We start from the raw sequence: 25,546 nt of genomic DNA on the forward strand, positions 1-25,546 counted from the left end.
GCGCCTTGCGGAGGCTAACAACCCTGTTTTACAAGCCATGCTTGCCCATAAAGCACAACCAAACTCTGTTATTGGCTAGTACTTAATGAAAAAGGCCGCCCCTTTTCGGACGGCCTCTTCGTGTTTAACATCCAACCAAATCAAGTTTTTTCAAGATTCTATCGCGCAACTTGCGTTAATTTCATAAGTACTTGTACAGTTCTTCTTTCATGCCCTTTTTGGCAGGCAGTTGCCAGAGCAGTTTGCACCAATTATGATTGCCTTCTATCAGTTCAGGACCTTGTGCGGTAATGGCAATGTCCCAGCCGATAGAGCGACATTCGGGAAAACTTAGCGCGGCTTTTTTGACCATTTCCAAAGTTTCTTGCCAAAAAGGCACTTGAAAACCTACAATCGGTACGCGGGTGACGGGGTGGATGTATTCGTCGGGTTTGGTGATGTCGCTGTACACGCCCGGTCCGCTGACACGCCCCGTTTGGCTGTCAATCGGGGCGGCGATGTTGCCCGCTGCCATGTTGTCCACATGCGAATTAACCGTAATGCGCAAACGGCAGCCCAGCAGTTCCACTTCGTTGTTGCGGTTGAGTTGGGTAAAAATGCGCACCGTATTAAGCCCCGCAGGCGAAAGCCGCATCAAATCGGGGTGCTGCACAATGTACTCTTCCACCAAATCGTTGCCCGTTTGTTCCAAATGCTTGATGAGTTGGTCTTCGTCCATGGTGCGCACATCTACCACTTCCACGCCCACGCCGCACTGCCCGTTGTGGCTTTTGAGCACCAACTTACCCGATGAATTGATGAAAAGTTCGTGCGAAAGGGCTTTATCTTGTTTGAGCGCATCCAGCGATACGTGGCGATGGCGTACAAAATCTTTGAATTTTTGCAAGAATACACGCTTGTCTTCCAAATATACACGGTATTTTTTCGGATTCATGAGCAGTTGGTATTCGTACATATAGCCTGTACCTGCCCATTTTTTCCTTTCTTCGTGCGGCAAATCGTAAAATCGGAATTGGAAATATTCCAAAATGGAAATGTTGTAGCGCAAAACGGCATACAATGCCCTCAGGGCAATACCTGTTTGCGACCAGCCTTTGAGCTCTTGCAAGTGTTTGGCAAATTTCCGATAGCGGGCTTTGTCTAAGCCTTTCAGGTAGTACATCAGATACAGAAGTCGTTTCATTAGTTTGTTCCGTTAAAGGGTTCTACAATCAGGTTTTTTGATACATTGACGCCTTCCCGTTTGAGCACCTTGCGAACGGTGAGCCACAGGATTTTCATATCCAATGCAAAAGAGCAATGGTCTACGTAATAGACGTCGTATTCAAATTTTTTTGTCCAACTGATGGCGTTGCGCCCGTTCACCTGTGCCCAGCCCGTAATACCGGGTTTGACCAAATGGCGGCGGCGCTGTTCGGGCGAATAGAGCGGGATGTATTTAAAAAGCAGCGGGCGCGGACCTACCAAACTCATATCGCCTTTGAGTACGTTAATCAGTTGCGGGATTTCGTCTAAAGAAGTTGCCCGCAGGAATGCGCCTATTTTGGTAGTGCGCAAATGGTTGGGCAGCAGTTGCCCGTTGGCGTCTTTCTTGTCGTTCATGGTTTTGAACTTAATGACGCGGAAAGGGCGTTCGTTCAGCCCCGGGCGTTCCTGAAAAAAGAAAGGCTTGCCCCTGTTGGCAATGAACAAAACGACGGTAATCAGCAGAAAGACGGGGGAAAGCAGCAACAAGGCAACTAATGCTACCGATTTATCTATCAGCGGTTTGAAGAACTTTTGGTACATGGCATCAGGCAGTTTTTGCAGTCATTAAGTTACCCAATTCGTTGGCAGACATAAAATTTACGTCAGGCCATTTTTTGGTCAGTCGGTGCAAAAGTTCTTTGAGCGCCGCAATACCTTTTGCGCGATTTTTCGGGTCTATGTGCCCGCAAAAATTGACGCGGTGCGAACTGATGATAGCGGGGCTTTTCATGCGGAAGGCCGCTTCTATTTGCCCCAATGTATGATTGACCCAATCAAAGCCGCGGTCGTCGGTAGGTTCAAAAACGACGTTGCGCACCATCAGCGCCTGCCCTGCGGCAGTTGGTTTGCCCGTGTAGTTCAGGCTGCGTTGGTGCTGCCCGCTGCCCATGTGCTGGTGGTGGATTTGGTTAATATCAATGTATCGGATGCCTTCCCGATACAGCAAGTCATGGTGCATCGGGTGGATTTTGGACGTGGGCGGCATAAAATGGACGGCGCGGTAGCCGTACACTTCGGCAAAGCGTTGCAGCCCGTCGGTGATGACGGTTTGCAGGCGCTCATTTTCGCTTACGTCCCAAAAGTCAAAGGCGGCGGTGTAGGCAATGGTCGGGTAGTCGCCGTCGGAAAGGCTTGTAAATGAGCGATTTTGCAGCGCGGTGAGCAGTTCGGGGTCGCGGCGCTGCAACTTTTCTTCAAACACTTTCAGGTTGAGATGTTCGCGCCCGTGAAACTGCGGCACCATCAGCCCGCGGGCGATGCTTTCCTGCCACATTGCCCATGCGCCTTCGTAGGCGGCAGGCTGCAAGGCGGCTAATTTTTCGTAAGTCTGCGGCAGTGTTTCGTAGTGGTAGTGCGTGTAGTTTTCCGCTGCCATTTGCTCAAAATTGATGTTGCAGGGCAGCGCAAAAGGCGTAAAAACGGCGTGCCTGCCGTTGGCATCTTTCACCGAAGAGAGCGTTTCGCAGAGCATTTCCAAGTCCTCACGGGTTTCCAGCGTATCGTATGCATCAAAACGCGATTCGGTGCGCAAGCCTGCCTTGTCCATGTTTTGGCGGGCTTTTTTGGAATCTACGCGCACGTTGCCGTAGTCGTCAACAGAAAAAACCACGATTTTACGCCGCGTTTTCCAGCCGAAAAGATTTTTCAGGTGATTGACAATCAGTTGCTTCATAGTTCGGGTTGGGGGATTTCGGATTTAATCGTCAATCGTCAATCGCCCGCAAGGTATTTTTCTACAAAAGCATCGGCGTTGTCGCGCTTGAAATATTGGGCGGCTTTTCGGGCTTGTTGCGCCATGTAAGCATATTGCTGCGGGTTGCGGCTGAGTTCCAAGAGGAAAGCCGCCGCTTCGTCCAATCGGTCGGCGGCAAAGCAGCGCGCATGACCGAACTTTTCGGCGTATTCGTGCAACTGCGAATCTTCACTTGCAATGTAAAGCGACGGAATGCCGTAGCTCATCAGGTTGTACGACTTGCTGGGAACGCTGCCTTTGGCTGTAACCGCATCCAAAATGACCGCGCCCACATCGGCAGCCGACAGCGAATAAGGGAACATATCGTCGGGCTGGAAGGGCAGAAATTGGCAGTTGGGCAGTGCCTTTTCTTTCACCATTTGTTCCAAAACGGGCTTGCGCGGACCTCTGCCGATGATTTGAAACAAGATGTGCCGATGTTCCTGCATTTTTTCGGCAAGGTCTATCAGCAGTTCTACCTGATGGGTCAGCCCGATATTTCCCGAATATTGTACCACAAATTTGTCTTCCAAACCATGCGCTTTGACAAACGGATTGGCAGATTTTTCCACTTTGCGGTCTTCCTGAAAAATAGACCAAATGGGCTGAATGAGCAGCTTTTTTCTGTCCGTGTACTGTTCCAAAAGGTCTGCCATGCGTTCGCCGATGGTAAACAGGCGGTAGGCTTTGGCAAAAGAGCGACGGTTGAGCCGCGCCCACATGCGATACAAAGGGTGCGACTCTTTCATGCCCGTAATTTTGAACGTATCGGGGTACACATCCCAAATAACCATGCTGAACCGATGCGGCAACAGCAGGTTGAGCAGGTAGCCCATCGGCGGAATGGACACAAAAAACACTTCGTAGCCCCGATATTTGGTCTGCAACAGCGCATAGATGCGGACACAAGCCCACAGGTACGACCACATTTTTTTCCACGCGGGGCGCTCTACCCAATGGTTGATGTAAGTTACGGTTACATCGGGGTGCAGTTCTTCGCCTTGTATGTGAACGCTGCCTGTTACCAGCGCCACCCGTTCAAAACGTTGCAAAAAGGCATTGCAAAACCCGACAGTCAGGTAGTTGGATGCCTGATTGACAACAACAATTTTTCTGTTTACTTTACTCTTCATACCGTCTGAAAGACGCTTTCGGATTTCGGATTCGGGAATGCGGATTTGGGATTTTACCGCTAAACCCCGTCAGCGGACGAAATCCCTGCCGGCGGTTTCATACACTAAAAGGTTTTCATACAGCCGCAAATAGTCGCCGTAGCGGTCTTCTTTGTTGAAATGCGCTTCGGCGCGGGCGCGACAGAGCGGCTGGTAGTGCGCCTTGCCCCGTGCGGCAATTTGTTGTACGGCTTGCCAAATGCCCGCTACATCGCCTTTGGGAACGGTAAAGCCCGTTTGCGGGTCAATGGCTTCGGGGCTGCCGCCCGTGTTGTAGGTGATGACGGGCGTACCGCAAGCCAGTGCTTCCAGGTTGGTGGTCGGGAAATTGTCTTGCCAAGTCGGATTAACAAAAGCCGTTGCCGCTGTGTACCAAGCCGCCAATTCGCGGATGCTTTCCGTGCGCGGGATGCCGATAATATCGGGCGGCAGGTTTTTCATCTGCGCAGGCGAAAGCCCCACCAGCGCAATAACGAAATCTTTGGTTATCAGGCGGTTGAGTTGCATAAAATCGTCTAAGCCTTTGCGCCTGTCCCAAATGCTGGCAACGCCCAACAAAATCTTGCGCCCGCCAATCGGATATTTTTGCAGCAAGTTTTCAGCCTCTGCAATCGGCTTAAATTGCTGTAAATCAATACCGTTGTGAATCACCTCTACGGGATGCCGTTGCAGAAACGACTGCCCGACCAATTGCGCCAGCCACCGCGAAGGCGTTACAATGTGCAGGCGGGGCAGGTTGCCGAACCATGCTTTTTTGTCGGCATAGTTTTGCTTGGAACGGTCAAGCCCCCAACTTGCGGGGTAGCAGTTTTTCTTGGGGCATTGGTAGCAGCCCGTTTTCCATCGTTCACAGCCTATGTCGTCAAAAAAGGCGCAATGCCCCGTGAAAGCCCAACAGTCGTGCAGCGTCCAAACAATAGGACGTGCCAATTTTTGCAGAAATTCAGCCAATTTGCCCGCGTGCAGGTAGTAGCCGTGCAGGTTGTGCAGGTGCACAATGTCGGGTTTGAGTGCAGCTATTTGCCCGATGAGCTTTTCGGTTGGTGCGGCGGAAGCCAGCCCGTGGCGGTCAAAAAGCAGGGTTTGCAGCCCGTGCAGGTACATATCAGCCTTTGAGCCGATGCGCAGCAATTGCGATTGACTGGGGCGGTCGCCGCGCCCGAAGGCAATATAGCTTTCATGACCGTTTGCCATTGCCACGCGCCCGATGTCTTCGGCTATTCGCCCCGTGCTGCCCGAATTAACGGTCGTATTGATTTGCAGCAGTTTCATATGGAACAAACCTGACGGGTTTTCAAAAACCATCAGGTTTAACAGGTTGATTAATGACGCGAATTTTGCGGCAGAATCTTGGAAAAATTTAATTTGGTTTTGTGTTGCACCCGTAAGGGACAGGGCATGCCCTGTCTCTACTTTTTCAATTTCAATTTGCCCTGCCCAACCTGTGAGCGGTCTTCAGCCCCTAACAGCGGTTTTTCACCCGTCAGCAAGGCATAAAACTTTTCACCGATGGCATCGGCAGAAAACTGTCGGATGGATTGTTGCGCTGCCTGCCCCATCCGTTGGCGCAGTGCGGCATCGTCCATGAGTGCGGCTAATCGTTCGGCAAACAGTTCGTAGTTGAACAGAGGCACTAAAAAGCCGTTTTGTCCGTCCTGAATCATATCGGAAGGGCCGGCGATGCAGTCAAAAGCCACAACGGGCAAGCCTGCCGATTGGGCTTCGCCAATCACATTGGGGAAACCTTCCGAACTTGAAGTAAAGGCAAAAATGCTGCTGCGCAAGTAGAAATTTTCCACATCGTTGCGCTTGCCTGCCAACTCTACGTAATCGGCAGCGCCCAATTCCTCAATGAGTGCCTGCAAGCGGCGTTTATTTTGCTGTTTGATGGCATCATCGCCTACAATGATGAGTTTCCAATCGGGGCGGCGCACCCGCACAAACAGGCGAATGAGTTCGTCGTGGTGCTTGGTGGCTATCAGCCTACCGACTGAAAGCACAATCTTTTCGCGGCTGAGAGCTGCCTGTGGCGCAATGCTGCGAATCGGGTTGCCGATGACCGCTATATTGGGCTGTCGGTACATGCTTTCGTATATCCGCTTGGCGTGGATGGTTTGCGCAATTACGCCCGCCGCTTTGGGGTAGAGCAGGTTGCGCAAGCGGTCTTGCACGCGCCCCAAACTCTTGTCGGGTTGGCAGCGGTCGGACACGTACACGGGATAGCGCAGCCCGTAGAGCGCCAGCAGCACGAAGTTGTTCCAATATTCACCAAAGCTTAACACGCTGTCGGGGTTCAGTCGGCGGACGGTTTGCCGCACAAACCACAGCGTTTTCAGGGTGCTTAACAGGCGTTTGTTGTTATCAAATGCAAAGGGCGGGCGGTGAACGGTCAGGTTTTCGGGCAGGGTATAGAAAATTTCCCTGTTGATGCCGTAGAGCACCAAATGCACGTCCGATTCGGGCTTTTGGCAGAAATGCGCCGCCAGCTCCGACATCACGCGCTCCATGCCGCCCGCGTGCATAGACGGAATGAGCAAACAAATTCTTTTAGCAGGCATTCATTACTTCGTATAAGGCTTCTACCATCCAACCTTCGTGGTTGTATTTGCCTTCGTACCAGTTCAAATCTCTGTCCCAATAGCCGAGGCAACGGTCGTAAGATTCCATTACATAGCCGTAGCTGATTTCCACAATGAGCGGTTCGTTTTGCTCATTGAATACAAAATCGAACGATAAGCATTGGGCATTTAATTTTTCGGTAACCTCAAAGGCAATTCTGATGCAGCGTTCGTCGAACAGTTCGCGGTCAAACTCCATGATGCCGCTGCCCGAAGCGCGGAAGTCATTTTTGCGGACATAGCGCCGCAGGGCAATGGCTTTGCCGTAGATAACCGCCACGCGGGTATCGTATTTGTTGTTGGGGATAAAATCCTGAAAATAAACATAGCCTGTTTCGCGCTTCAATCTTGCATAGGGCGGCGGCTGAAACAGTCTCAATACGCCTTTAATAGGCTCCATGATGCCCGCCTTTCCCAGCCGATACTTGCGCCAGCGTTCTTTGAGGCTACCCCAGCCGTCGTAGTTGGCAAAGCCGCCGTGAAATGCCTGATGAATCAGTTGTTTTGCCTGTTCGCGGGTGTGTACTAACCGCACATTAGCCGAGGCAGAGCCGCCGCGCAGTTTAAAGACCTTCGGGAACTCGGCTTTTGCTGCCCACTCCATAGCATCGGCTTCATCGTAAAAAACATAAGTAGGCACCAATGGCGCATTGATGCGCTCCAAAAGGTACTTCTGCCCCAGCTTGTCGTCAAAATGCCAAGCGGTGCGAAAGTCGGGAAATACCTTGAACCCTGTGTGCTCCAGCGCAAAAAGAATTTGCTTGGCAATGATGATGTCTTTGGGGTTATTTTGGTGGATATACCACATCAGGCTTCTACAGCCTTTTAACTGATTGGATATCAGGTCGTTTGCATAGCAATCAACCAACTTGTAGCGAATGCCGTTTCGCTCACAATAAGCTATCCAACGGCGCGTTACGCCTGCGTTGCTATTGTGAATGGCAATCATTTCAATTTAAGTATTGTTTTGCCCATAGTTCAAAACCAACCATCAGCCAGATGGCTTCTAAGTCCATAGGAGTAGCGGCAGGAAGGTTGGCGTAAATTTGTTGCAAGTAGGTAGGGTTAAAAATACCCCGATTACGGATACCGGGCAGCCATTCGCTTTCCCAGCGCTCCTTGAATGCACGACTTTTCATAAAAAGTTTCAGGGGAATGCCGAAACCCTCTTTTCTGCGAAAAGCAAAGTCGGTATCAAAAACGGTGGCGCAAATGTCTTTCAGTATTTTCTTGCCTTGCTGCTTGCCGTTGTGGGGTTGTACCAACAGTTGCGAAGGCAAACGGAAAGCAAGCGAAATGAGTTCGTTGTCCAGAAACGGGACGCGATTTTCAATGCCATGCGCCATTGACATTTTGTCTTGGCGCAAGAGCAAATCGGGCAGATAGGTCAGCAGTTCATATTTCCGATGGCGGTTGATTTTGTTCGGGTCTTGTATGTTTTTCAGTACCGAAAGGCGATAAGCCAGCGCTTTTTCCATGACAAAGTCGGGTTTGAGCAATGCGGCATTGTACATGCCTCCGAAAGCCGAACTCATCACCATGCGAGCATCGGGGTCGGTATAGTAGCGCAGGAAATCGGGCAGGCATTTACTGTTGTGTTTGAGCCTGCTCAAAAAAGTGCGCGACAAATATGGGTGGCGGATAGTATCGGCAAAGCGGGGATACCCTGCCAGCGCTTCATCGGCACCCTCACCGCTCAATAGTACTGTTACGTGCTCTTTGGCTTTTTGACTCAACAAATAAATGCCCGTTGTGCTGGGATGGTTCAGAGGTTGCTCAAAATGCCAAGTAACCTTATCCATGATGTCGAAAAAATAATCGCCGCACATCATATACTGATGGGAGCGCAAATCCAACTTGGCAGCCACTTGATTAATGTAGGGGGCTTCGGAAAAACGGGGGTCTTCAAAGATGATGGAGATAGTTTCCAGCGCCCCTTTTTCCACAAAACGGGAGGCGTAATGGGCTACCAAAGAAAAATCCACCCCACCCGATAGCTGGCAACCTAATTTGACATCGCTAATCATCTGTCGGCGGATACACTGCTCCATGGTAGTGTCCAGCGCCAAAAAAGCATCTTCATCGGGCAACATAGTGCCTTGTTCTTCCGCAACTTGATAATATGCTTTTCGGGTAATCTTGCCGCCGGCTGTAATTTCCCAATATTCGCCGGGCGGTATGTTTTCTATGTTTTTGAATAAGGTACGGTTGATGATATTGCGAAAAAGTAAAAATTCATCTAAGTAGGTATCGTCCGGTTCAAAGCGAAAATCGGGCAATGCGCGAAAACTTTTCATTTCCGAAGCAAAAGCCAGCCTGCCGGGTTGTTGCAAAACGTACAGGGGCTTGATGCCGAAGCGGTCGCGCACCAAAAACAATTTTTGCTGGTTTACATCGGCAATGGCAAAGGCAAACATGCCGTTCAGACGGCTCAACATGCCTTCTATGCCGTATTCGCAATACAGATAAAGCGCTACTTCTGTATCGGAAGTACCGCGGAAGCGATAGCCCAATTGTTGCAGCCGATGGGTGTATTCAAAGGCATTGTAAATTTCCCCGTTCATCATCAGGGCTACCTTGCCGTCGTGGCTTAACATGGGTTGATGCCCATTGGCGGAAAGGTCTAAAATACTTAGGCGATTAAAGCCAAACATCAACTCTGCGGGCACTTCCATGCGCATTTCGTCGGTAAAATCAAATGGCTGAATATATGCCCCGCCGAAGTGAATGGCAGCCGCTCCGGAGTCATCAGGCCCGCGATGCCGTTGCAAGGCTGTCATCGTCTGAACAATTTTTCGGTTCGTTTCTAACCTGTCAGTCAGTAGATAGCCCGCGAATCCGCACATAAAAGCAGTTGTTATGGATTAAAAGGTTCATAGGGTATAGATGCTTTAAAACCACCGCTCAAACCACATCTGGAACATGAGCAGTTTCCAGATAAAGGGTTTGTAGTGTAGTTTATTTGCTTTGAACAAAGCCACTTGCTCTGTTACGAAATCCATTTGGAAAACGCCCGAAGCCTGCAAGGTGCTTTGACTCAGATAGTGTTCGGTCAAGTAACTCAAATCGTGCCGCAGCCAAGAGTAAATGGGCAAACTGAAGCCGGCTTTCGGCCGATTCATCATTGTTTCGGGAATGTATTGGTGAACGATGTCTTTCAGAATTTTTTTGCCTGTGTTGCCGTCGTATTTGAACGAAACGGGCAACTGAGCGGCAAACTCTACTAACCTGTGGTCGAGCAAGGGTTCGCGCCCTTCCAATGCAACCGACATGGTGGCGCGGTCTACTTTGGTCAGGATATCATTGGGCAGGTACATCTGATAGTCCATCGCAAGGGCTATATCCAGTGGCTCTTGAAACCCTGTCGGTTTTTGCAAATAGGGTGTAGGGTATGCCTCCATGGGTCTGGTAAACAGTCTATCCGAATAACTTTCGGGGAGGCTGTTCATCAGCCGAAAAAGGTCGGCTGCCTGCTGAAAAGTATCCGTATTGAGCGAATGAGCTACACCGTCTAACCTGTGTTTCAGATAAGCATATCGGTGGGGGGTGCATCTTTCCAGCAACCGCACCGCCATGCGAGCAGGCATTTTCAGCGAGGCAGGAATCGCATTTAGCAAATTCAGTTTGTCGGAAAGCGAGGCATAACTTGTATAACCGGCAAACACCTCATCGCCTGCATCTGCCGAAAGCGCTACCGTTACGTGTTGGCGGGCAATACGACTGACCAGCATGGTGGGAATGGCCGAACTGTCGGCGAAGGGTTCATCATAAAAATATGGCAGCATCGGGATAATATCCTTTGCTTCTTCGGGCATACAGATAAACTCCGAATGGTCTGTACCTAAGTATTCGGCTATTGCCCGTGCTTGCGGTGCCTCGTTGTTCCCCTCCGGAAAGCCGATGGTAAAGGTTTTCAGGCGGTCTGTGCTGTCTTTTTGCAGAATGGCGGCAACGGAAGAGCTGTCATAGCCTCCGCTCAGGAATACGCCCACGGGAACATCGGCAACCATTCGGTAGTTGCAGGCCGAGGCAAGCAATTTGTTCAGTTCCTGTTTGGCCTCCTCGTAGCCAATATCCAACTTGGGCTTCCGATAGTACTCCGTAACGCTCCAATAGGCCTCTATCTGCCAAGATTGTTTGGCAATAGAGAACAGCAGGCTGTGCCCGGGTTCTAACTTATACGTATGCCGGAAAATGGTATAAGGAGCCGGAATGTATCCGTAATGAAAATACAGGGACAGCGCATTGTAGTCTAACTCTTTTTTAAACCTCGGATGTGCGTGGAATGCTTTCAGCTCGGAAGCAAACATGAACAGCCCCTCGGCATAGTAGTAGTAAAAAGGCTTTACGCCCGCACGGTCGCGGCAACACCACAGCGTACCTGCCTCGCGGTCAAAAATGACAAAGGCAAACATGCCGATGAACTCATGCACGCAGGCTTTGCCCCATTGGGCATAGGCATGTAAAATCACTTCGGTATCGGATTGTGAAACAAAACTGTGCCCCAGTTGCTCTAACTGCCTGCGTATTTCGCGGTAGTTGTAAATTTCGCCGTTGAACACGATACTGTATCGGTCGTAATGCATCGGCTGATGGCCGCCGCCGGAAAGGTCTATGATGGCAAGACGCGTTTGCCCCAGTGCTACTACGTAATCTTCATAGCCAAACAATTCCCCACCATTGTCATCAGGGCCTCTGTGAGAGAGTGTTTTTATCATATCGGCAAGTACTTCTGCCGCATTGCTTTCGTTTGCTGAAGCAATAAACCCCGTTATTCCGCACATAATATTATTCGGTTATGCAATTTCCTAATTGGTCAGTGGACATAAATTCTACGTCAGGCCATCGGGCGATAATTTGACGCAATAATGTATGAAGCAGTCGCAGGTTATTTTCTCTGTTTTCGGGCTGTAAGTAGCCCATATAATTGATGCGGTGCGAGCCGATGATGGCAGGCTTTCCCCACCTGAAAGCGATGGCAATTCTTTGCATACAATCGCTTACGCAGTCTACATCGGGCGTAATAGACGGTTCAAAAAAAGCATTGCGCACCAAATAGCGCTGCCCGTATGGATTAGGCTGCCCCTGATAGTGGTATATATTGCGGTAAGCGAATGGCTTCCCTGCAACAGGTGCCCGCTGGTAAGTAATCCCTTGTAAATATTTTACGCCCATGGCAGCCAGATGCGACTCCAAATCGGTGCTCCACGTATAGCAAGGCGCAATAAACGATTCGGAAGGATAGCCCCACAGATGCTCGAAGAGCGCCAAGCCTTCGCTGACAATTGCCGTTTGCACGGGATGCACGGGCTGCCCGTCGGTATCGAACGCATCGAGGTATTCTATGCCGTCGTCTGTTTCTCCTGTATTTCTGGGGCTGTACATGCCCCATTCAAAGGCATCCTTTGCGCCTTTCTCTCCGCGTTGCAGTGCGCGCATCCAGCGGCTTACCTGCACGTGTTCACGCGCATGGAACTGCGGACGGATGAGTTTTTCCTGCATCCCCTGCCGATACAACTGCATTACTTTGTCATGGGCAGGATATTTTTTCAGTGTTTCGGTAAAAGGCTCGTAGAAATACTGCCGATAGTCTGCCTCGCGGATTTTATCAAAATCGGGATTGGCAACCACATTGTTAGCCGTCAGAACAGCCGGATTGCCGTGGCTGTCTTTCACCGAAGCAAGTACCTCAAACAATCGGCTCAAATCATCGTTGGATTCCAGCGCATCATAGCGGTTGTAGGGGCATGTATCTACCGGATAACCTTTTTGCAAAAGCGCTTGAAAGGCTTCTTTTGACGACATCCGTATCATTCCCCAATCATCGGATTCTATTACGACAATTTTGCGGGATGTACGCCAGCCCGGTAAGTTGAGCAGATGATGTTTGAAAGTCTTCAGCATGGGGGGGGACACAATCATTTTTTGACCTTTGACAGGACTACTGCTGCGGGAGTAAATAGCAGTAGCAGCAATTTAGAAGGCAAACTGTTCACCTTGGCTAACTCTTTTGCCAAACTCATATTGGCAAGCACCCGATAAAATGCAAGTGCAAAATGAAACCGCAGTTTGAGCAGCGCTGCATTAGGCACTAAACCGGCGTATTCGTTGATAAATTCCCTATAATACAGAAAGGTTTCTAAGGCAACTTTGGTTCTGGTTCTTTTGGTCAGCGCACCCGCGTTGTTGCTTTCAATGTAGTAAACCCGCAGAATGTCGTTGATGAAGATGGTGTCATAGTCCTTGCCTATGTCGCCCCACAGAAACCCTTCGCCTACTCTTCCTTTATCAAGGTCAAATTTGTACTTTTTGAGTACATCGGTTCGCATACAGCCAAAGCGTTCCTGTGCGCCGGAGAGGTGTTTTTCAAACAGGGTAAAATAGTTGCTCACCATCAGGTCGGCAGGGAATTTACTGCCGATGGGTCGGCCGTTTTGGTCTTCGCAGCAAGCCCAAATGCCGGCAATCTTTTCATTGGCGTGTGTTTCCCATACTTGGTGAAACCGCTCCAACGTATGAGGATAAATCTGGTCATCATGCCCTACTGCTATCAGCAACTCCCCTTCTGCTTCATCAAACGCCAAATTATAGTTGTAATACAGCATTTTGTTGGTCGGGTTGTTGATAATCCGCACAGGGAAATCCGCCGTTTGCCGATACTGCTCCAACACTGCCATTGTATTGTCTGTTGAAGCATCATTGACAAGCAGCCATTCAAAATCTCTGAAAGTTTGCGCCTGTAAACTTTCAAACACGCGATGAATGAATTTTTCGGAGTTGTAACAGGGAGTAAATACCGTAAACCTGTACCTATATGATTTTTCCATGCGATTTCTGATTGAGATGTGATACAGATGACTATATCCCCTTTGGGAAACATTTCAGAGCAGCGATTTGAAAAGTTCCATCAACGGAACATTATCCGTTACCAACAGGGCAATGAAGGGATTGCCGAGAACGGTCGTCAGGCTGATAAAATCGAAGCCGGTGCGCAACTTGAACAGCAACAGAAAAATCAAAAACGGAGCAGCCGCTCTCAGAATATTTCGCTGCCAGAAACTTTGCCAACCAAGTTGCCCGTAAAACAGCAGAAAGCCGGCCAGCATCACCGACTGCGCAATTACCGCAAAGCGGCTTCCGGAAGGGAGATTGGCCGCAATATTGGCAAAAGCCGATAAAAACAAACCGGCGTTGAAGATACGCCGCACAAAAAGCGTCTGCTCCGCAGGGCGAAACCTGATGCCTAAATACAGCAGCAACGACAGCAGCAAAAACAAATAACGCTGGATGCCTTCCGCCAGCAACACGTGCCAACTCAACCCCCCGCCCGTAGCCTGTATTTCCTTAAACTCCTCAATAGAGGCATCGCTCACATAGCCTTTCCGCGTTTGCATAAAGTCGGGGAGCATGTCAAGGTATTGCTGGATTACCTCAATGTTCAACTCCCTGACAAACAAAGACACCACATATGCCACGAAAAGCACATCCGTTTGCTTGGGCAAGAAGCGATAGACCAACAAAAGCGCCAAAAGCAAACTGAAAGAGAAATGCACAAATAGCGCGGCTATGCAGTAGATATACCCTTTTTTCTCTTCCATTAAGAAAATCAGCAACAGGCCGTGAACGAAAATCTGTGCGGCCGTCCACATGCGCACGCCGTTGATTTCCCATATGGGACTAATCATAGCAAACAACACCAACAGCAGCAGCAACAGCCCGTTTGTATGTGCAGGCAATAACCGAACAACGAGTTGAATGTTTCTGAACCAAAACCAACCGAACACGGAGGCAAATAGAGCAAACAGCCATTGCGGATTATCGGTAAAATAGCTGAGCAGCCAAGTAACAACAGGCTGATAAACATCTAATTTGCCCGAGTCGGCATTGTACAGGTAATTAACGATATCCTGAAAATCCATCGGTTGCCGATGCAACTCTTTCAACTCGGCGGCATACCTCGCCGAATCGGCTGCGCCTTCTTGGTCTTCGGGCACTACGAAAGTTAATCCGAAAAAGAAAGAGAACAGCAGCAGGGTCGGAAAGACTTTGGGGTCTCTGATATGACGCAGGCTGTAAAACAGGCTGAGCAGCGGATTAATCAGCCAAAGCGCTACGGCGGTTTTTGAAATTAAAACCTCTTTCCGAATCATGGAGCAAGTGCCAAAAATTGTTTTACCACGTGGTCAATCCGATACTGGTCGGGGTTTTCTACCCTGAACGCCCGCGAGTAATCTCCCGTCAAGAAGTTTATGACTGCTTCCTCGTCCAATGCGCCTGTTTCTATCTGCAAAATCGGTTTGTTGATAATCGCATAATCAATGAGCTTGCTGGGGGTTTGCGCCGTTCCCTTGTTGCCAAAGTTGATGACAAAATCAAACGAAGAAAACTGTTTCAGCAGCTCCAAGCGCGGGATGGGGTCATGCAGCACAATGCGCGAATCGAGTACTGCATATGGTTCTACCAAATCTTTATTTTCGGTGTAGATATGAAACTCATACTCATGCGGCAGCGTTGTCAGCAAGGCAAGCAACTCGCGGGGGTCGCGCCTGCCGGGGATGAATGAACCGCCGTAGCCAAAGCGCACCTTGCCGTCATCCGATTTGCGGGCAGCTGTGGCCACATCCTCGAAACGAAAGCCTTGCGGAATGACTTTGATTTTGGAGTGAAACTCGGGGTAATAACCTCTGTATGAGGTAGGCGTAGGAACGGTGAGGTAATCGGCTTTGCGGCAAAACCATTTTTCAACCCAACCGAAATAAAAAGGCGGACGGAAGGTGTCGTTTTCCTGCCCCATGTAGGGGTCACCACAGTCTGCCACCCAAACTTTGGCAGGGTTTGCGGCACTGCCTTTTCGCCAAACGGCAGCAACTCCCCAGTGAATGGGGAAAGGCACGGCAATAGAAATGAGCAAGTCATAGTCTTTTTCCTCCTGCCGCAGATGTTTGCTGACTTTGAAAAACAATTCTATCAGCGGAAACTCCAAAAACAATTTCAGCGAACGCACCATCAATCGGTTAAACAGTGTCGCAAGCTCCGACTGCCCCGCCAACAGAGGCACGCGCCATTTCATTTTGCCCATGCTTTTAAAGCGTATGGGATACTCTTTCAGCAGTTCTTCCACGCCGGGGGTTTCGGGTGCATATACCGTTACCTCGTGTCCTTGTCTGATGAGTTCTTTGGCTAACTCGGTTGCCCGAAAAGCACGTGGGGAGTTTTCGGGGTAAAAAACATAGGTAACAATCAGTATCTTCTTTTTGCTCATAACGCTGTCAAAATAGCTGCAATTCGTTCGGCTGCTTTGCCATCCCATTTTTCGGGAACAGTTCCTTTTTTCCATTCGCCGCCAAACAATCGGGCAAGGGCAGGCGGAATGGCAGCAGGGTCTGTTCCGATAAGTTCATTTGTACCTATGCTCACCGTTTCGGGGCGCTCGGTGTTGTCGCGCAGCGTCAAGCAAGGGATGCCCATCACGGTCGTTTCTTCGGTGATGCCGCCCGAATCGGTAATGACGGCTTTGCTGTTGGCTACCAGATAGTTAAACTCCAAATAGCCGAGCGGCTCTACAATGTGCAGATTATCGGCTGCAATACCCGAGTCGCGGAAAATTTTTGCCGTGCGCGGGTGAATCGGGAAAACTACGGGCAAACCCTGAACATGGTGTACAATCTGCTCAATCAGTGCTTTGAGTTTTGCCCCTTCGTCCACGTTGGCCGGGCGGTGCAGCGTCATAACTAAATACTGCCCTTGTTTCAACTGTTTTTCATGCCAGAAAGCCGGTGCATGGAAGCGGCTTTTGTTGGCCAGCAGCGTATCAATCATTACGTTACCGACAAAGAAAATACGCTCCTCGGGGATGCCTGCCTTGCGCAGGTTGGCATTGGCAAATTCGCTGGTGGTAAAAAAGTAATCGGTAATGCTGTCCGTAACCATGCGGTTGATTTCTTCGGGCATGGTCAGGTCAAAGGAGCGAATGCCCGCCTCTACGTGCGCCACGCGCGTACAGGCTTTTTTGGCAACAATGGAACAGGCCAGCGTAGAGGTTACGTCGCCCACTACCAGCACCAAATCGGTGGGGTTTGCCTGCAAATCTTTTTCAAAAGCCACCATAATGGCAGCGGTTTGTTCGGCTTGGGTGCCACCGCCGCCGCCCAGATTTACGTCCGGTTCGGGGATGTTCAATTCTTTGAAAAAAGTATCGCTCATTTTGGCATCGTAGTGCTGCCCCGTGTGCACCAACCGATAGGCAATGTCTTTACCTGCCTCCCGCTCCTTTTGAAGGGCGTGGATGATAGGGGCAATTTTCATGAAGTTGGGGCGAGCGCCTGCAATCAGGGTTATGTGTTTCATGTTTGTTAGTCTAATCAATGGTTACACTGAATCTTTTCATCCATACAGAGAACAGAATCAGCCGCCAATAGGCGTAGTCAAAGGGTATTTTACCCGCCTGCATGTCTTGCAGAAATGCCATGCCTTCCTGCCATTTAATCAGCCCTTGGGTAAAACCGACGTTGGTGTCAAACAAATCTAAAAATTCACGGCTGTAATCTTCCAAAAACCAGCGCTGCTCGGGGGTAATAAATCCTTTTTTGTCTTTCCTGTTCCGAACGGTTTCGGGCAGTATGCCTTCCAGTGCGTGTATCATCACTTTCTTGGTCTGGTCGTGGGCGGTCAGATAGTCCAAAGGCAGCGAACGGGTAAACTCCACTAATCGGTAATCCAGAAAAGGTACGCGGGCTTCTATGCCGTGTGCCATAGAGTTGCGGTCTTCCCAGTGCAGATACTTTTGCAGAGGTTCTACGAGCATCTGATAGTTGGTGATTTCCTGTGCATCCTTTTTCTGATAGCCTTGGCGTTCGTATGGATGGATGCCCTTGCTTTCTGCCAGCAAATCATGGTTGATAACCTCATGCAGGCGGGTTCTTTTGCGCGCCTGACCGGACAACCGGAGGCGAACCTGTAAGGGCAGTTCCAAGTAGAAAAGGGTTGAGAGCGAAATCCACGGGTTGGCGGCCATTTCGCGGCGTAACCGACCGAATTGGCAGCGCCGCAGCAGTTGCCGCAGCCGCAGGGTTTCAAGTTCGCCGTAGCAACTCAGGTACTCATCGGCACCCTGCCCGTTCAGCAATACGATGACACCGTTTTTTCGGGCTTCCTGAAACACGTGATAACCCAAAAAAGCCGATTGCGACTGATACGGCTCATCCATGTGCCAGATGATTTGTTCGGTCAGCGTAAACACGTCTTCGCCTTTGGGATATACAAAATGCCCGTCCACATTGGTATGCCGCACAACCTCATCCATCCATTCGCGCTCGTCGTAGCGCTTGTCCTGCGAACAGGAGGAAAAGGTTTTTTGCAATTCTTCCTTGCCCTGTTGTTTCAAAAGCACATTGACATAGGAAACAATGGCGGAGGAATCTAATCCGCCCGAAAGTGCACTGCCCACGGGCACATCGGCGCGCAGGTGCAGTTCTACCGCCGACTGAAAGCGCTCCCGAAAGATATTTTTGGCCTCATTGAAAGTGCCTGTAAAAGTTTCCCGCGGTGCATGATACCACTTGTGCTGGCTCACTTTCTGCCCGCCGCTTTTGGGCAATCGGTCAATTGTCATCGCCAAACAATGCCCGGGCAGAAGCTGATAAACGCCTTTGAACAAGGTTTCGTCGGTATGGTCGGTCAGGGAATGGAGCAGGTAATCGGCAGCCATATCCTGATTCAGTACTGCCCGCCAGCCGCTGCAAACAGTGAACTGCTTAATTTCACTGCCAAAGTAGAACAGACCCGCGGGGGAAACCCAATAGTAAAGCGGTTTGATGCCGAATCGGTCGCGGGAAAGAAATATGCGCTTTTCCTGCCTGTCGTAAATGGCAAAAGCCCACATGCCGTTGAACTTGTGCTGGCAGTCGGTGCCCCATGCCTTGTAGCTGTTGATGATTACTTCGGTGTCGGTATCGGTGCTGAATCGGAAACCCATTGTTTCCAGTTCGCGGCGTATTTCAATGTAGTTATAAACTTCGCCGTTGAAGGTAATCCAATAGCGCCGTTCGGCATCGCACATGGGCTGGTGGCCTTTGGGCGAAAGGTCTAAAATAGAAAGCCGCCTGTGCCCCAATGCTACCTCTGCCTGTTGAAGGGCTGTATCGGTTATTGGTGATTGCGGCTGATAGGCCGTAGGATATTGCCACGAAGCGGCGGCCGTGTCTGCTCCGCCGCATACTTCCACATCGGCATCGTTGAAAAGCACAAAGCCTTCATCGTCAGGCCCCCTGTGGCGGATGATTTGATTCATTCGCACCAAGTCGCCAATGGGGAGTCGTTTGTCGTCAGTTATAATTCCGGATATGCCGCACATTAGGGTAATTTTTTAACAGAAAAAACTGCGATGTAAAACGCGCGAAGCAGGTAGTAGAGCAGAAAAAAAGCAGCCAGCGTAAATATGTTTTTGCGGTTGCCGGTCAGTGAAGCTATCAGCCGTTTGGCTTCTAAGTGGCTTCTGTCGTCAATGTGGTGTTCCTTGCCGATAATACTTTTCAGTTCGGTAATGTTATAGAGCAGCACTTCTTCTACGTGTCGGGAAAGCAGTTTGCTGCTGAGTTGAACAGAACTTTGCGACTTGCGGTACTTTGCGGTTACGGCATTCAGAAAGTATATCTTATGCCCGCTGTTGAGCACACGCATCAGCAGCGGCTTATCGTCAAAAAAAGGATACTTTTCATCGCAGCCGCCCACTTGCAAGTAAAGATTTCTTGCGAAAAAAAAAGTTGCTGCCCATACTTTGTTTTCATGGGCAAGTATTTCTATTTGCCTCTCCCGCGAGGTCTGCGGAAGGTTGAACTCCCACTTGCTGATATCTGCCACAGGAAGCGCATTTGCTTCCTCAAAGGTGTTTATGTATGGTTTTATGTTGGCATACAAGAAACGGATTTCGGGCGCAAGTTGTACCTGCTGTACGTAGCGTGCTATGGCATCGGGCTCAAGCGCATCATCGCCCGCAATTGTTTTAATCCACTCCCCTTGGGCGGCATTTACTCCGCGGTTACAGTTGGGCGAGATACCTGTATTTTTCTCGACGGTAACGAGGCGAGTAGCCACAAAACGTTGGCCGTTATCAGCCAGCCAACGGCTGCAAATATCAACGGTGTTATCTGTTGAGCAATCATCGCTTACCACCAACTCCAAAGGTGAATAGGTCTGCGCTTTGATGCTTTCAAGGGTTTCTATTACAAACGGTGCGGAGTTGTAAGTAATCACAACAATGGAAACAAGAGGGGCAGCATTATTTTCCATACAAAAATTGTTGAATGTAGACAATCAGACCGAGGCGCGCATTGAGTGCTTTGAAGGACAGCAGTGCGGCAAGCAAAAAAACCGGTATGCTCATCCAATGTGCACTTTCGGGCAATGCGAGTAGAACCAAGAAAACAATGACTACCAAAAGCGATTGCAAGAAAAATATTTTCAGATAGCTCGGCGAGAAAGCGTATCCATAGAGCCACCGCGCCAGCAAAAATACTTGCAGGAAATAAGAGCAATAGCCTATGGTAAAAGCAACGCCCAGCCCGGTCAGACCTCCCCACCGATACCCAATCAGGTTCAGTGCCGTTTGAATGAGCAGCGTAACCAGTTCGCTCCAAAAAAAGACTTTTGAGGCGCTTTTGGCAATGAAAACAAAGGCTATTGCCCAACTGGCTGCCTTAAATATCATGCCCAGCGCCGCCCACTGCATCATGGTCATAATAGGCAGAAACTGACTGGAATAAAGAATGACTACCACCCATTTAATGCCGATAATAAACAATATCAGCACGGGAGCGAGAATCAGCAGTGCCACTTCTGCCTGCTGGTTGATTATCTCGGCGGCTTTTTGGTTGTCCGATGCCACACCTGCCAAACGCGGATAATAATCGGCACCCATCGCCGTGAATATCATCCCTACGTAGGTGTTGATAATGGCAAAACCGGCGCTATACAGGCCTACATCGGCAACGCTGCCCGTTTGGCTGATAAAAAGTCGCACAATATAACCGGCACCCATCGTAAGCATGCCCGTAAGGCTGATTAAAAAACCCATGCGCAACATCTCCCTGCCTTCCGTCCACACCTCACAAAAAGCAACGGGAACTGCTTTGAGGGCAATGGTTTTGCGAACAAAGTACAAACTGAGCAACAAACTGATGCAGGATGTGCCGACAATGGCCGGCACGATGCCGTCGTTGCCGTAGAAGTAGTAGAGCGGCAGGGTAAATATCAGCCCCAGCACACTGCCGTAGAGTGTTGCCTGTGCCATTTGTCGGATGTAGCGCATACCTTGCAGGAGAACATCCTGCCCCACCGTCAGTTGATTGAGCAGCAGCGTAACGGACAGCCAATAGAATGCTGCCGTATAGTCGGAGTTGCCGAAAGTTATTTTGCTCAGCCACGGCGCAAGCACAGCCGTTATTACGGCACCCAGCAGCCCTGTTACCCATACCAACTTGCGCAAAACGCCCACGGTGCGTACAATCGCCGCCTCGTTGTCGGAAGCATGTGCTTCTGCAATATTTTTTACTGCACTTGTGGCAAGCCCGAAGTTGGTAAGTGCAGCAATGAAGGTAGTATTGGCTTGCAGCAATCCCGAAATGCCCATCCCCGAAGGGCCGAGCAACAAAGCTATCGCCTTGGAGCGAATCACTCCAACGATAATCTGAAAAACCTGTACGCCTCCGTAAATGGAGGTGGCTCTCATAATTTGTCGGTATGCCGCCCGCTGTTCGCTCATGCGTAAAATCGGCGGATAACATCCGCAACTTGTGCTACGTGTTCAGCAGTCATTCCGGGCCACATGGGCAAGCTGAGGCAGGTGGTCGCCAACTCTTCGGCAATGGGAAAAGCCCCTTTGCGCCAACCCATGTGGCGATATGCCTGCTGCAAATGCGGCGGAATGGGATAATGAATCAGAGTACCTATTTCATGCGCGGTCAGGTGCTGCTGCAGCTCGTCCCTGCGTTTGGTACGCACCACGTACAGGTGATAGGCATGTGTGGCCGCAGGGTGCGTAACGGGCAGTATCAGGTCGCCAATGCCTTGCAAAGCATCATGATACCATGCGGCTACTTGGCGGCGCTGTTCTGTCCAGCCGTGCAGGTGGTTGAGTTTAGCACTCAAAAATGCGGCTTGCAACTCATCTAATCGCATGTTGTAACCGATGACCTCGTTTTCGTATTTCACGCGGGAGCCATAGTTGCGCAATACCCTGATTTTGTCTGCCAACTCGTCGCTGTTGGTAGTTACCGCGCCTGCATCGCCCAAAGCCCCCAAGTTTTTACCCGGGTAAAAACTGGTGCCGTTGGCGTGCCCCCAACTGCCCGTCAGTTTGCCGTTGAAGGTTGCCAAATGAGCCTGCGCATTGTCTTCAATCACTTTCAGCCCGTGCCGATTGGCTATCTGCATAATGGCTTCCATCTCGCAAGCCTGCCCGTAGAGGTGTACAGGCATAATGGCCTTTGTGCGCGGCGTAATGGCCTGTTCAAGCAGGTCGGGGTTGAGGTTGTAGGTATCCGTGCGCGGTTCCGATAAAACCGGCTTTGCGCCTGTGTAACTCACCGCCAGTACCGTGGCTATGTAGGTATTGGAAGGCACAATTACCTCATCCCCTTGCCCGATGCCGCAGGCTTTCAGCGACAAAAACAAGGCATCCAGCCCATTGCTGACACCTACGGTATGTTGCACCTGATTCATTTGGGCATAGGCGGCCTCAAAGTTTTTCACTTCCTGCCCCAAAATGAGCCAGTTGCTGTTGTAAACTCTCTGAAAAGCATCGGCCATTTCGGTTTGTATGGCGCGGTGCATAGGGTCAAAATTGAGAAATGGTATTTTCATTTATTTGGTACAGTTATCTAACAGTGAGTAATTAGCCGTGTTGATTTCATAAAAATCATGCACTATCGTCCGACCGCCGAAACTTTCTTTCCAATCTAACAGCCCTTGGTTGATGAGCTGCCCTTCACTTTCGTTGCAAATGCCGAAATTAAAGTAGCGATAACCTGCATATACTTCATTGATGAGCTTGTCAAACAGGTAGTCCAGCGCACCGGTATTTCTGCCTTCGGCATTGCCGGATATGTATTGGGAATGAGCAACAGTCTTATTTACAAACATGGTACATCCGGCAACCGGCCTGTCTTCCAGATAGACATTGTGCTGCATAATATGCTGCGGGAATCGTTTGGCCAGCAGTTGAATTTCTTTCAGCGAATGAACGGGGGCAACCTTGTGTCGTTCCATTAAGTTAGGTGTAAGTATGTCGTTCCAGAAAGGTTCTAATTCCTCATAACCCGAAACTATCCTCAGCGGATATTTAACGGCTTTTTTGATGGCTCGTATCCGCCGCTCCTGATAGGGTACTTTTTCGGCATGATTGCTAATCACAATAGAAGTATCTCTTCTGTAAAGGCCGGCTTTTAGTTTCATCAGTATCCAGTCAATCTCCTGTGCAGGGTAGAGGTGATACATCACCGGAATCAGTTTCAGATACCATTTTGCAATTGATTTTTCATACAGGAAACTTAAAACTGCCTGCATCATTTCAATCAACTCACATAAACGGGTTTCTTTTTGGGTAACAAAACCGCCGTAAGTAAGCCCCTGATGGCTGAATAAACCTTCGGGGGTTATATTGGCAGGAATAACGGCTTTGAGCAAGTGCCCCTGATAAATCATCAGGGAATAATCTTTAAATCGGTCGGCATGATATTCCATAAAATCCCGCAGGAATAGGAAAGAGCCGTTTCTGGCAGAGATGACAAACTCGTCCCAGACCTCTCGCAGGTCAGAAGAGTAGAGAATAACAGTATAAGGCATATGGCAGCATTCAAAAATGATTTGTTAATTTTCTTATCAAAGTAAACTTATTGCTCATCATACAGCCTATACTTTCCTTAAACTCACACAGCCCGTAGTTGGGTGTGCCATTCTCAGAAGACGGGCCAATATCCACCATCTGCAAGCCTTTTGCTTGATAAAAATTGAATAACTGATATGCCAAAAAGTTAATGGGTTTGTATTCAGAGAAACCGGGCAGGTCGCCCCAGTAAACTACTTGTACAATCTGATGGGTTACATGCGATACAATAGCAGCCGCAATGTATGTGTTTTCAAACTTCACCACGAAACCGTCCATAGGTACAATGCGGGTTGTATCCAATACCTGATGCAGCGTCATTCGTAAAGGATATCCCTTCGCTGCACGGTTAGCGACAATAATTCCATAGGCATCTTCTAATTTGTCAAACGATAATTGCAAAAATTCAAGCCCATAGCTCAGGGCTTTTTTATAGTTTTTTCGGGCATTATGCCAAATACTGTCTAAGTAATGTTCGTTCAACTTGCTCAGAGGGAAGGCGTAGTTGATATCGGCGTATGCCAGCTGATAGCCTGACCGCAACAAACTGTTGAATTGCTTAACAATAAAGCTCTCATGGTAAATGTCGGGCGGCAACACGATTTGTATCGTATGCAAGCCTTTATTCATCGCCCATTCATCGAGCCGTGCAATGCTCTCCTCTATGTGTGCAATTTTTACGTCGGCCTGCAAATACTGAAACCCACCGAAAGGCGCAGAAAAAGGCGAAAGTAACTGTCCCTCGCATGCGCCTGCAATCAACCCCAGCCGCAACTTTGTATCTCTGAATGCCAGATAATATACCTGCGCTGCCTTATAGGCATTGAGCCGATTGAACGGTGCACTGTTGTAAATATGATAAGGTTTATCAAATGCTTGAGCGTATTCTTCGGAGCTTAACTCAATGATTTCCACTGCTTAAATGTTTCGTAGTCCCTGATGTAGTCATTAGCATCATAGGTATGTGAAGCCAGTACCAGGCAGATAGAGCCTGACGAAAAATTGATTTCCGATGCCCATATGCCGGGCGGAATGTGCAGCCCTACGTAAGGGCGGTTCACCATCGCCTGCCGCTGCACTCGGCCGTCGTCGAGCAGTATTTCAAAAGCACCGCTGGCAGCAATCAAAAACTGATGACATTCCTTGTGCGCATGAGCACCGCGCGACTCGCCGCCGGGTATATCGTACAGATAAAATACTCTTTTAACGGTAAAGGGTACTTCTACGCCATTGTTTACAGCAGTGATATAGCCTCTGCGGTCGCCTATTCTGGGCAAGTAAATCAGTTGGCAGTCAAATACTGTATGGTTTTTCATGGACAAGTTGTTGATAGTGTTCAAAGTCATAGATGTAATCGTCTCGGTCGTATGATAAACTTGACAGATGCACCGCCAACGAATTGGTAGAGAAGTTTTCCATGTGTCGCCAAGTAAGCGGCGGCAGGTAAAGGCCGTAATAAGAGCGATTAAGCGAGTAGCGTTGCGTGCTGCCGCCCGGCAAGGTTATAACCACGTCAAAACTGCCGCTTAGCGCAATGATTACCTCCTGCTGTCGGTGGTAGGCATGCCCGCCTCTGATTTCCCCGCCGGGGACATCGTATGTCCAAAACACGCGCTGTATCTCAAAAGGCAGTTGATGAGGATGTTGTATGAATGTAAGGTTTCCTCTTGGGTCGGTAACTTTCGGAAAGTTTATAAGCTGGAAGGAATGCATACCAAAAACTGTTTAAGATGCTGTGAAACAATATGTAGAAGATAAATTTGATGATTCAATTTACTTTTATTAACTTTTAATTGTTTAAAAAAAATTTTTATTAGAAAAAAACAAAAAGCAAAGCCTCGTCAGTCCCATTCACATAATTTTTAAACAAATTCAGGGGCTGTCGTAGATTGATTTT

At 49.3% G+C, this 25,546-nt stretch carries 22 protein-coding genes; all 22 read right to left on the reverse strand.

The features are described from left to right. Positions 1-181: 181 nt before the first annotated feature. Entirely contained in the window at positions 182-1,183 is a 1,002-nt protein-coding gene (locus NDK19_RS13415) for a sugar-transfer associated ATP-grasp domain-containing protein (protein ID WP_250632410.1), read from the reverse strand. Beyond that, complete coding sequence (locus tag NDK19_RS13420; RefSeq protein ID WP_250632411.1) at positions 1,183-1,788, reverse strand: sugar transferase; 606 nt, start codon at positions 1,786-1,788, stop codon at positions 1,183-1,185. The genes NDK19_RS13415 and NDK19_RS13420 overlap by 1 nt, the downstream gene beginning before the upstream one ends. A gap of 4 nt (positions 1,789-1,792) precedes the next feature. Further along, positions 1,793-2,920, reverse strand: coding sequence for a hypothetical protein (locus NDK19_RS13425; protein ID WP_250632412.1), 1,128 nt, complete (start codon positions 2,918-2,920; stop codon positions 1,793-1,795). Positions 2,921-2,958: 38 nt separating this feature from the next. Further along, on the reverse strand, positions 2,959-4,113 hold the full coding sequence (locus tag NDK19_RS13430; RefSeq protein ID WP_250632413.1) for a glycosyltransferase family 4 protein: 1,155 nt from the start codon (positions 4,111-4,113) through the stop codon (positions 2,959-2,961). A gap of 69 nt (positions 4,114-4,182) precedes the next feature. Beyond that, positions 4,183-5,457, reverse strand: a complete 1,275-nt coding sequence (locus tag NDK19_RS13435; protein WP_250632414.1) for a glycosyltransferase — start codon at positions 5,455-5,457, stop codon at positions 4,183-4,185. A 104-nt stretch (positions 5,458-5,561) separates the two neighbouring features. Next, positions 5,562-6,710 (reverse strand): glycosyltransferase family 4 protein, encoded by a 1,149-nt coding sequence (locus NDK19_RS13440; RefSeq protein WP_250632415.1) that lies wholly within the window; start codon positions 6,708-6,710, stop codon positions 5,562-5,564. Further along, on the reverse strand, positions 6,700-7,719 hold the full coding sequence (locus NDK19_RS13445; RefSeq protein WP_250632416.1) for an ATP-grasp domain-containing protein: 1,020 nt from the start codon (positions 7,717-7,719) through the stop codon (positions 6,700-6,702). Before NDK19_RS13445 ends, NDK19_RS13440 begins: the two co-directional genes overlap by 11 nt. Before the next feature lies 1 nt (position 7,720). Further along, positions 7,721-9,616, reverse strand: a complete 1,896-nt coding sequence (gene asnB / locus NDK19_RS13450; RefSeq protein ID WP_250632417.1) for an asparagine synthase (glutamine-hydrolyzing) — start codon at positions 9,614-9,616, stop codon at positions 7,721-7,723. A gap of 45 nt (positions 9,617-9,661) precedes the next feature. After that, the gene (gene asnB, locus NDK19_RS13455; protein ID WP_250632418.1) at positions 9,662-11,554 is read right to left on the reverse strand and encodes an asparagine synthase (glutamine-hydrolyzing); all 1,893 of its coding nucleotides are present in this window, start codon (positions 11,552-11,554) and stop codon (positions 9,662-9,664) included. A gap of 4 nt (positions 11,555-11,558) precedes the next feature. Next, entirely contained in the window at positions 11,559-12,674 is a 1,116-nt protein-coding gene (locus NDK19_RS13460; protein WP_250632419.1) for a hypothetical protein, read from the reverse strand. A 14-nt stretch (positions 12,675-12,688) separates the two neighbouring features. Then, positions 12,689-13,597 (reverse strand): glycosyltransferase family 2 protein, encoded by a 909-nt coding sequence (locus NDK19_RS13465; RefSeq protein ID WP_250632420.1) that lies wholly within the window; start codon positions 13,595-13,597, stop codon positions 12,689-12,691. Positions 13,598-13,651: 54 nt separating this feature from the next. After that, entirely contained in the window at positions 13,652-14,920 is a 1,269-nt protein-coding gene (locus NDK19_RS13470; RefSeq protein ID WP_250632421.1) for an EpsG family protein, read from the reverse strand. Next, positions 14,917-16,032: a glycosyltransferase gene (locus NDK19_RS13475; RefSeq protein ID WP_250632422.1), complete on the reverse strand. Its 1,116-nt coding sequence runs from the start codon at positions 16,030-16,032 to the stop codon at positions 14,917-14,919. Before NDK19_RS13475 ends, NDK19_RS13470 begins: the two co-directional genes overlap by 4 nt. Continuing rightward, positions 16,029-17,117 (reverse strand): non-hydrolyzing UDP-N-acetylglucosamine 2-epimerase, encoded by a 1,089-nt coding sequence (gene wecB, locus NDK19_RS13480; protein ID WP_250632423.1) that lies wholly within the window; start codon positions 17,115-17,117, stop codon positions 16,029-16,031. The genes NDK19_RS13475 and wecB overlap by 4 nt, the downstream gene beginning before the upstream one ends. Positions 17,118-17,127: 10 nt before the next feature. Beyond that, positions 17,128-19,122 (reverse strand): asparagine synthase (glutamine-hydrolyzing), encoded by a 1,995-nt coding sequence (asnB, locus tag NDK19_RS13485; protein WP_250632424.1) that lies wholly within the window; start codon positions 19,120-19,122, stop codon positions 17,128-17,130. Beyond that, positions 19,122-20,057, reverse strand: coding sequence for a glycosyltransferase family 2 protein (locus NDK19_RS13490; protein ID WP_250632425.1), 936 nt, complete (start codon positions 20,055-20,057; stop codon positions 19,122-19,124). Before NDK19_RS13490 ends, asnB (NDK19_RS13485) begins: the two co-directional genes overlap by 1 nt. Then, positions 20,047-21,528 carry an O-antigen translocase gene (locus tag NDK19_RS13495; RefSeq protein WP_250632426.1) on the reverse strand — a complete coding sequence of 494 codons (1,482 nt, stop codon included), beginning with the start codon at positions 21,526-21,528 and terminating at the stop codon, positions 20,047-20,049. The genes NDK19_RS13490 and NDK19_RS13495 overlap by 11 nt, the downstream gene beginning before the upstream one ends. Continuing rightward, complete coding sequence (locus NDK19_RS13500) at positions 21,525-22,628, reverse strand: DegT/DnrJ/EryC1/StrS family aminotransferase (RefSeq protein ID WP_250632427.1); 1,104 nt, start codon at positions 22,626-22,628, stop codon at positions 21,525-21,527. Before NDK19_RS13500 ends, NDK19_RS13495 begins: the two co-directional genes overlap by 4 nt. After that, positions 22,629-23,609: a GNAT family N-acetyltransferase gene (locus NDK19_RS13505; protein ID WP_250632428.1), complete on the reverse strand. Its 981-nt coding sequence runs from the start codon at positions 23,607-23,609 to the stop codon at positions 22,629-22,631. Positions 23,610-23,619: 10 nt separating this feature from the next. Next, positions 23,620-24,564, reverse strand: coding sequence for a hypothetical protein (locus NDK19_RS13510; protein WP_250632429.1), 945 nt, complete (start codon positions 24,562-24,564; stop codon positions 23,620-23,622). Continuing rightward, positions 24,546-24,965 (reverse strand): sugar 3,4-ketoisomerase, encoded by a 420-nt coding sequence (locus NDK19_RS13515; RefSeq protein ID WP_250632430.1) that lies wholly within the window; start codon positions 24,963-24,965, stop codon positions 24,546-24,548. The genes NDK19_RS13510 and NDK19_RS13515 overlap by 19 nt, the downstream gene beginning before the upstream one ends. After that, positions 24,943-25,362 (reverse strand): sugar 3,4-ketoisomerase, encoded by a 420-nt coding sequence (locus tag NDK19_RS13520; RefSeq protein ID WP_250632431.1) that lies wholly within the window; start codon positions 25,360-25,362, stop codon positions 24,943-24,945. The genes NDK19_RS13515 and NDK19_RS13520 overlap by 23 nt, the downstream gene beginning before the upstream one ends. Positions 25,363-25,546: the final 184 nt, after the last annotated feature.

Source organism: Rhodoflexus caldus (assembly GCF_021206925.1).
In the GTDB taxonomy this organism is placed as follows: domain Bacteria; phylum Bacteroidota; class Bacteroidia; order Cytophagales; family Thermoflexibacteraceae; genus Rhodoflexus; species Rhodoflexus caldus.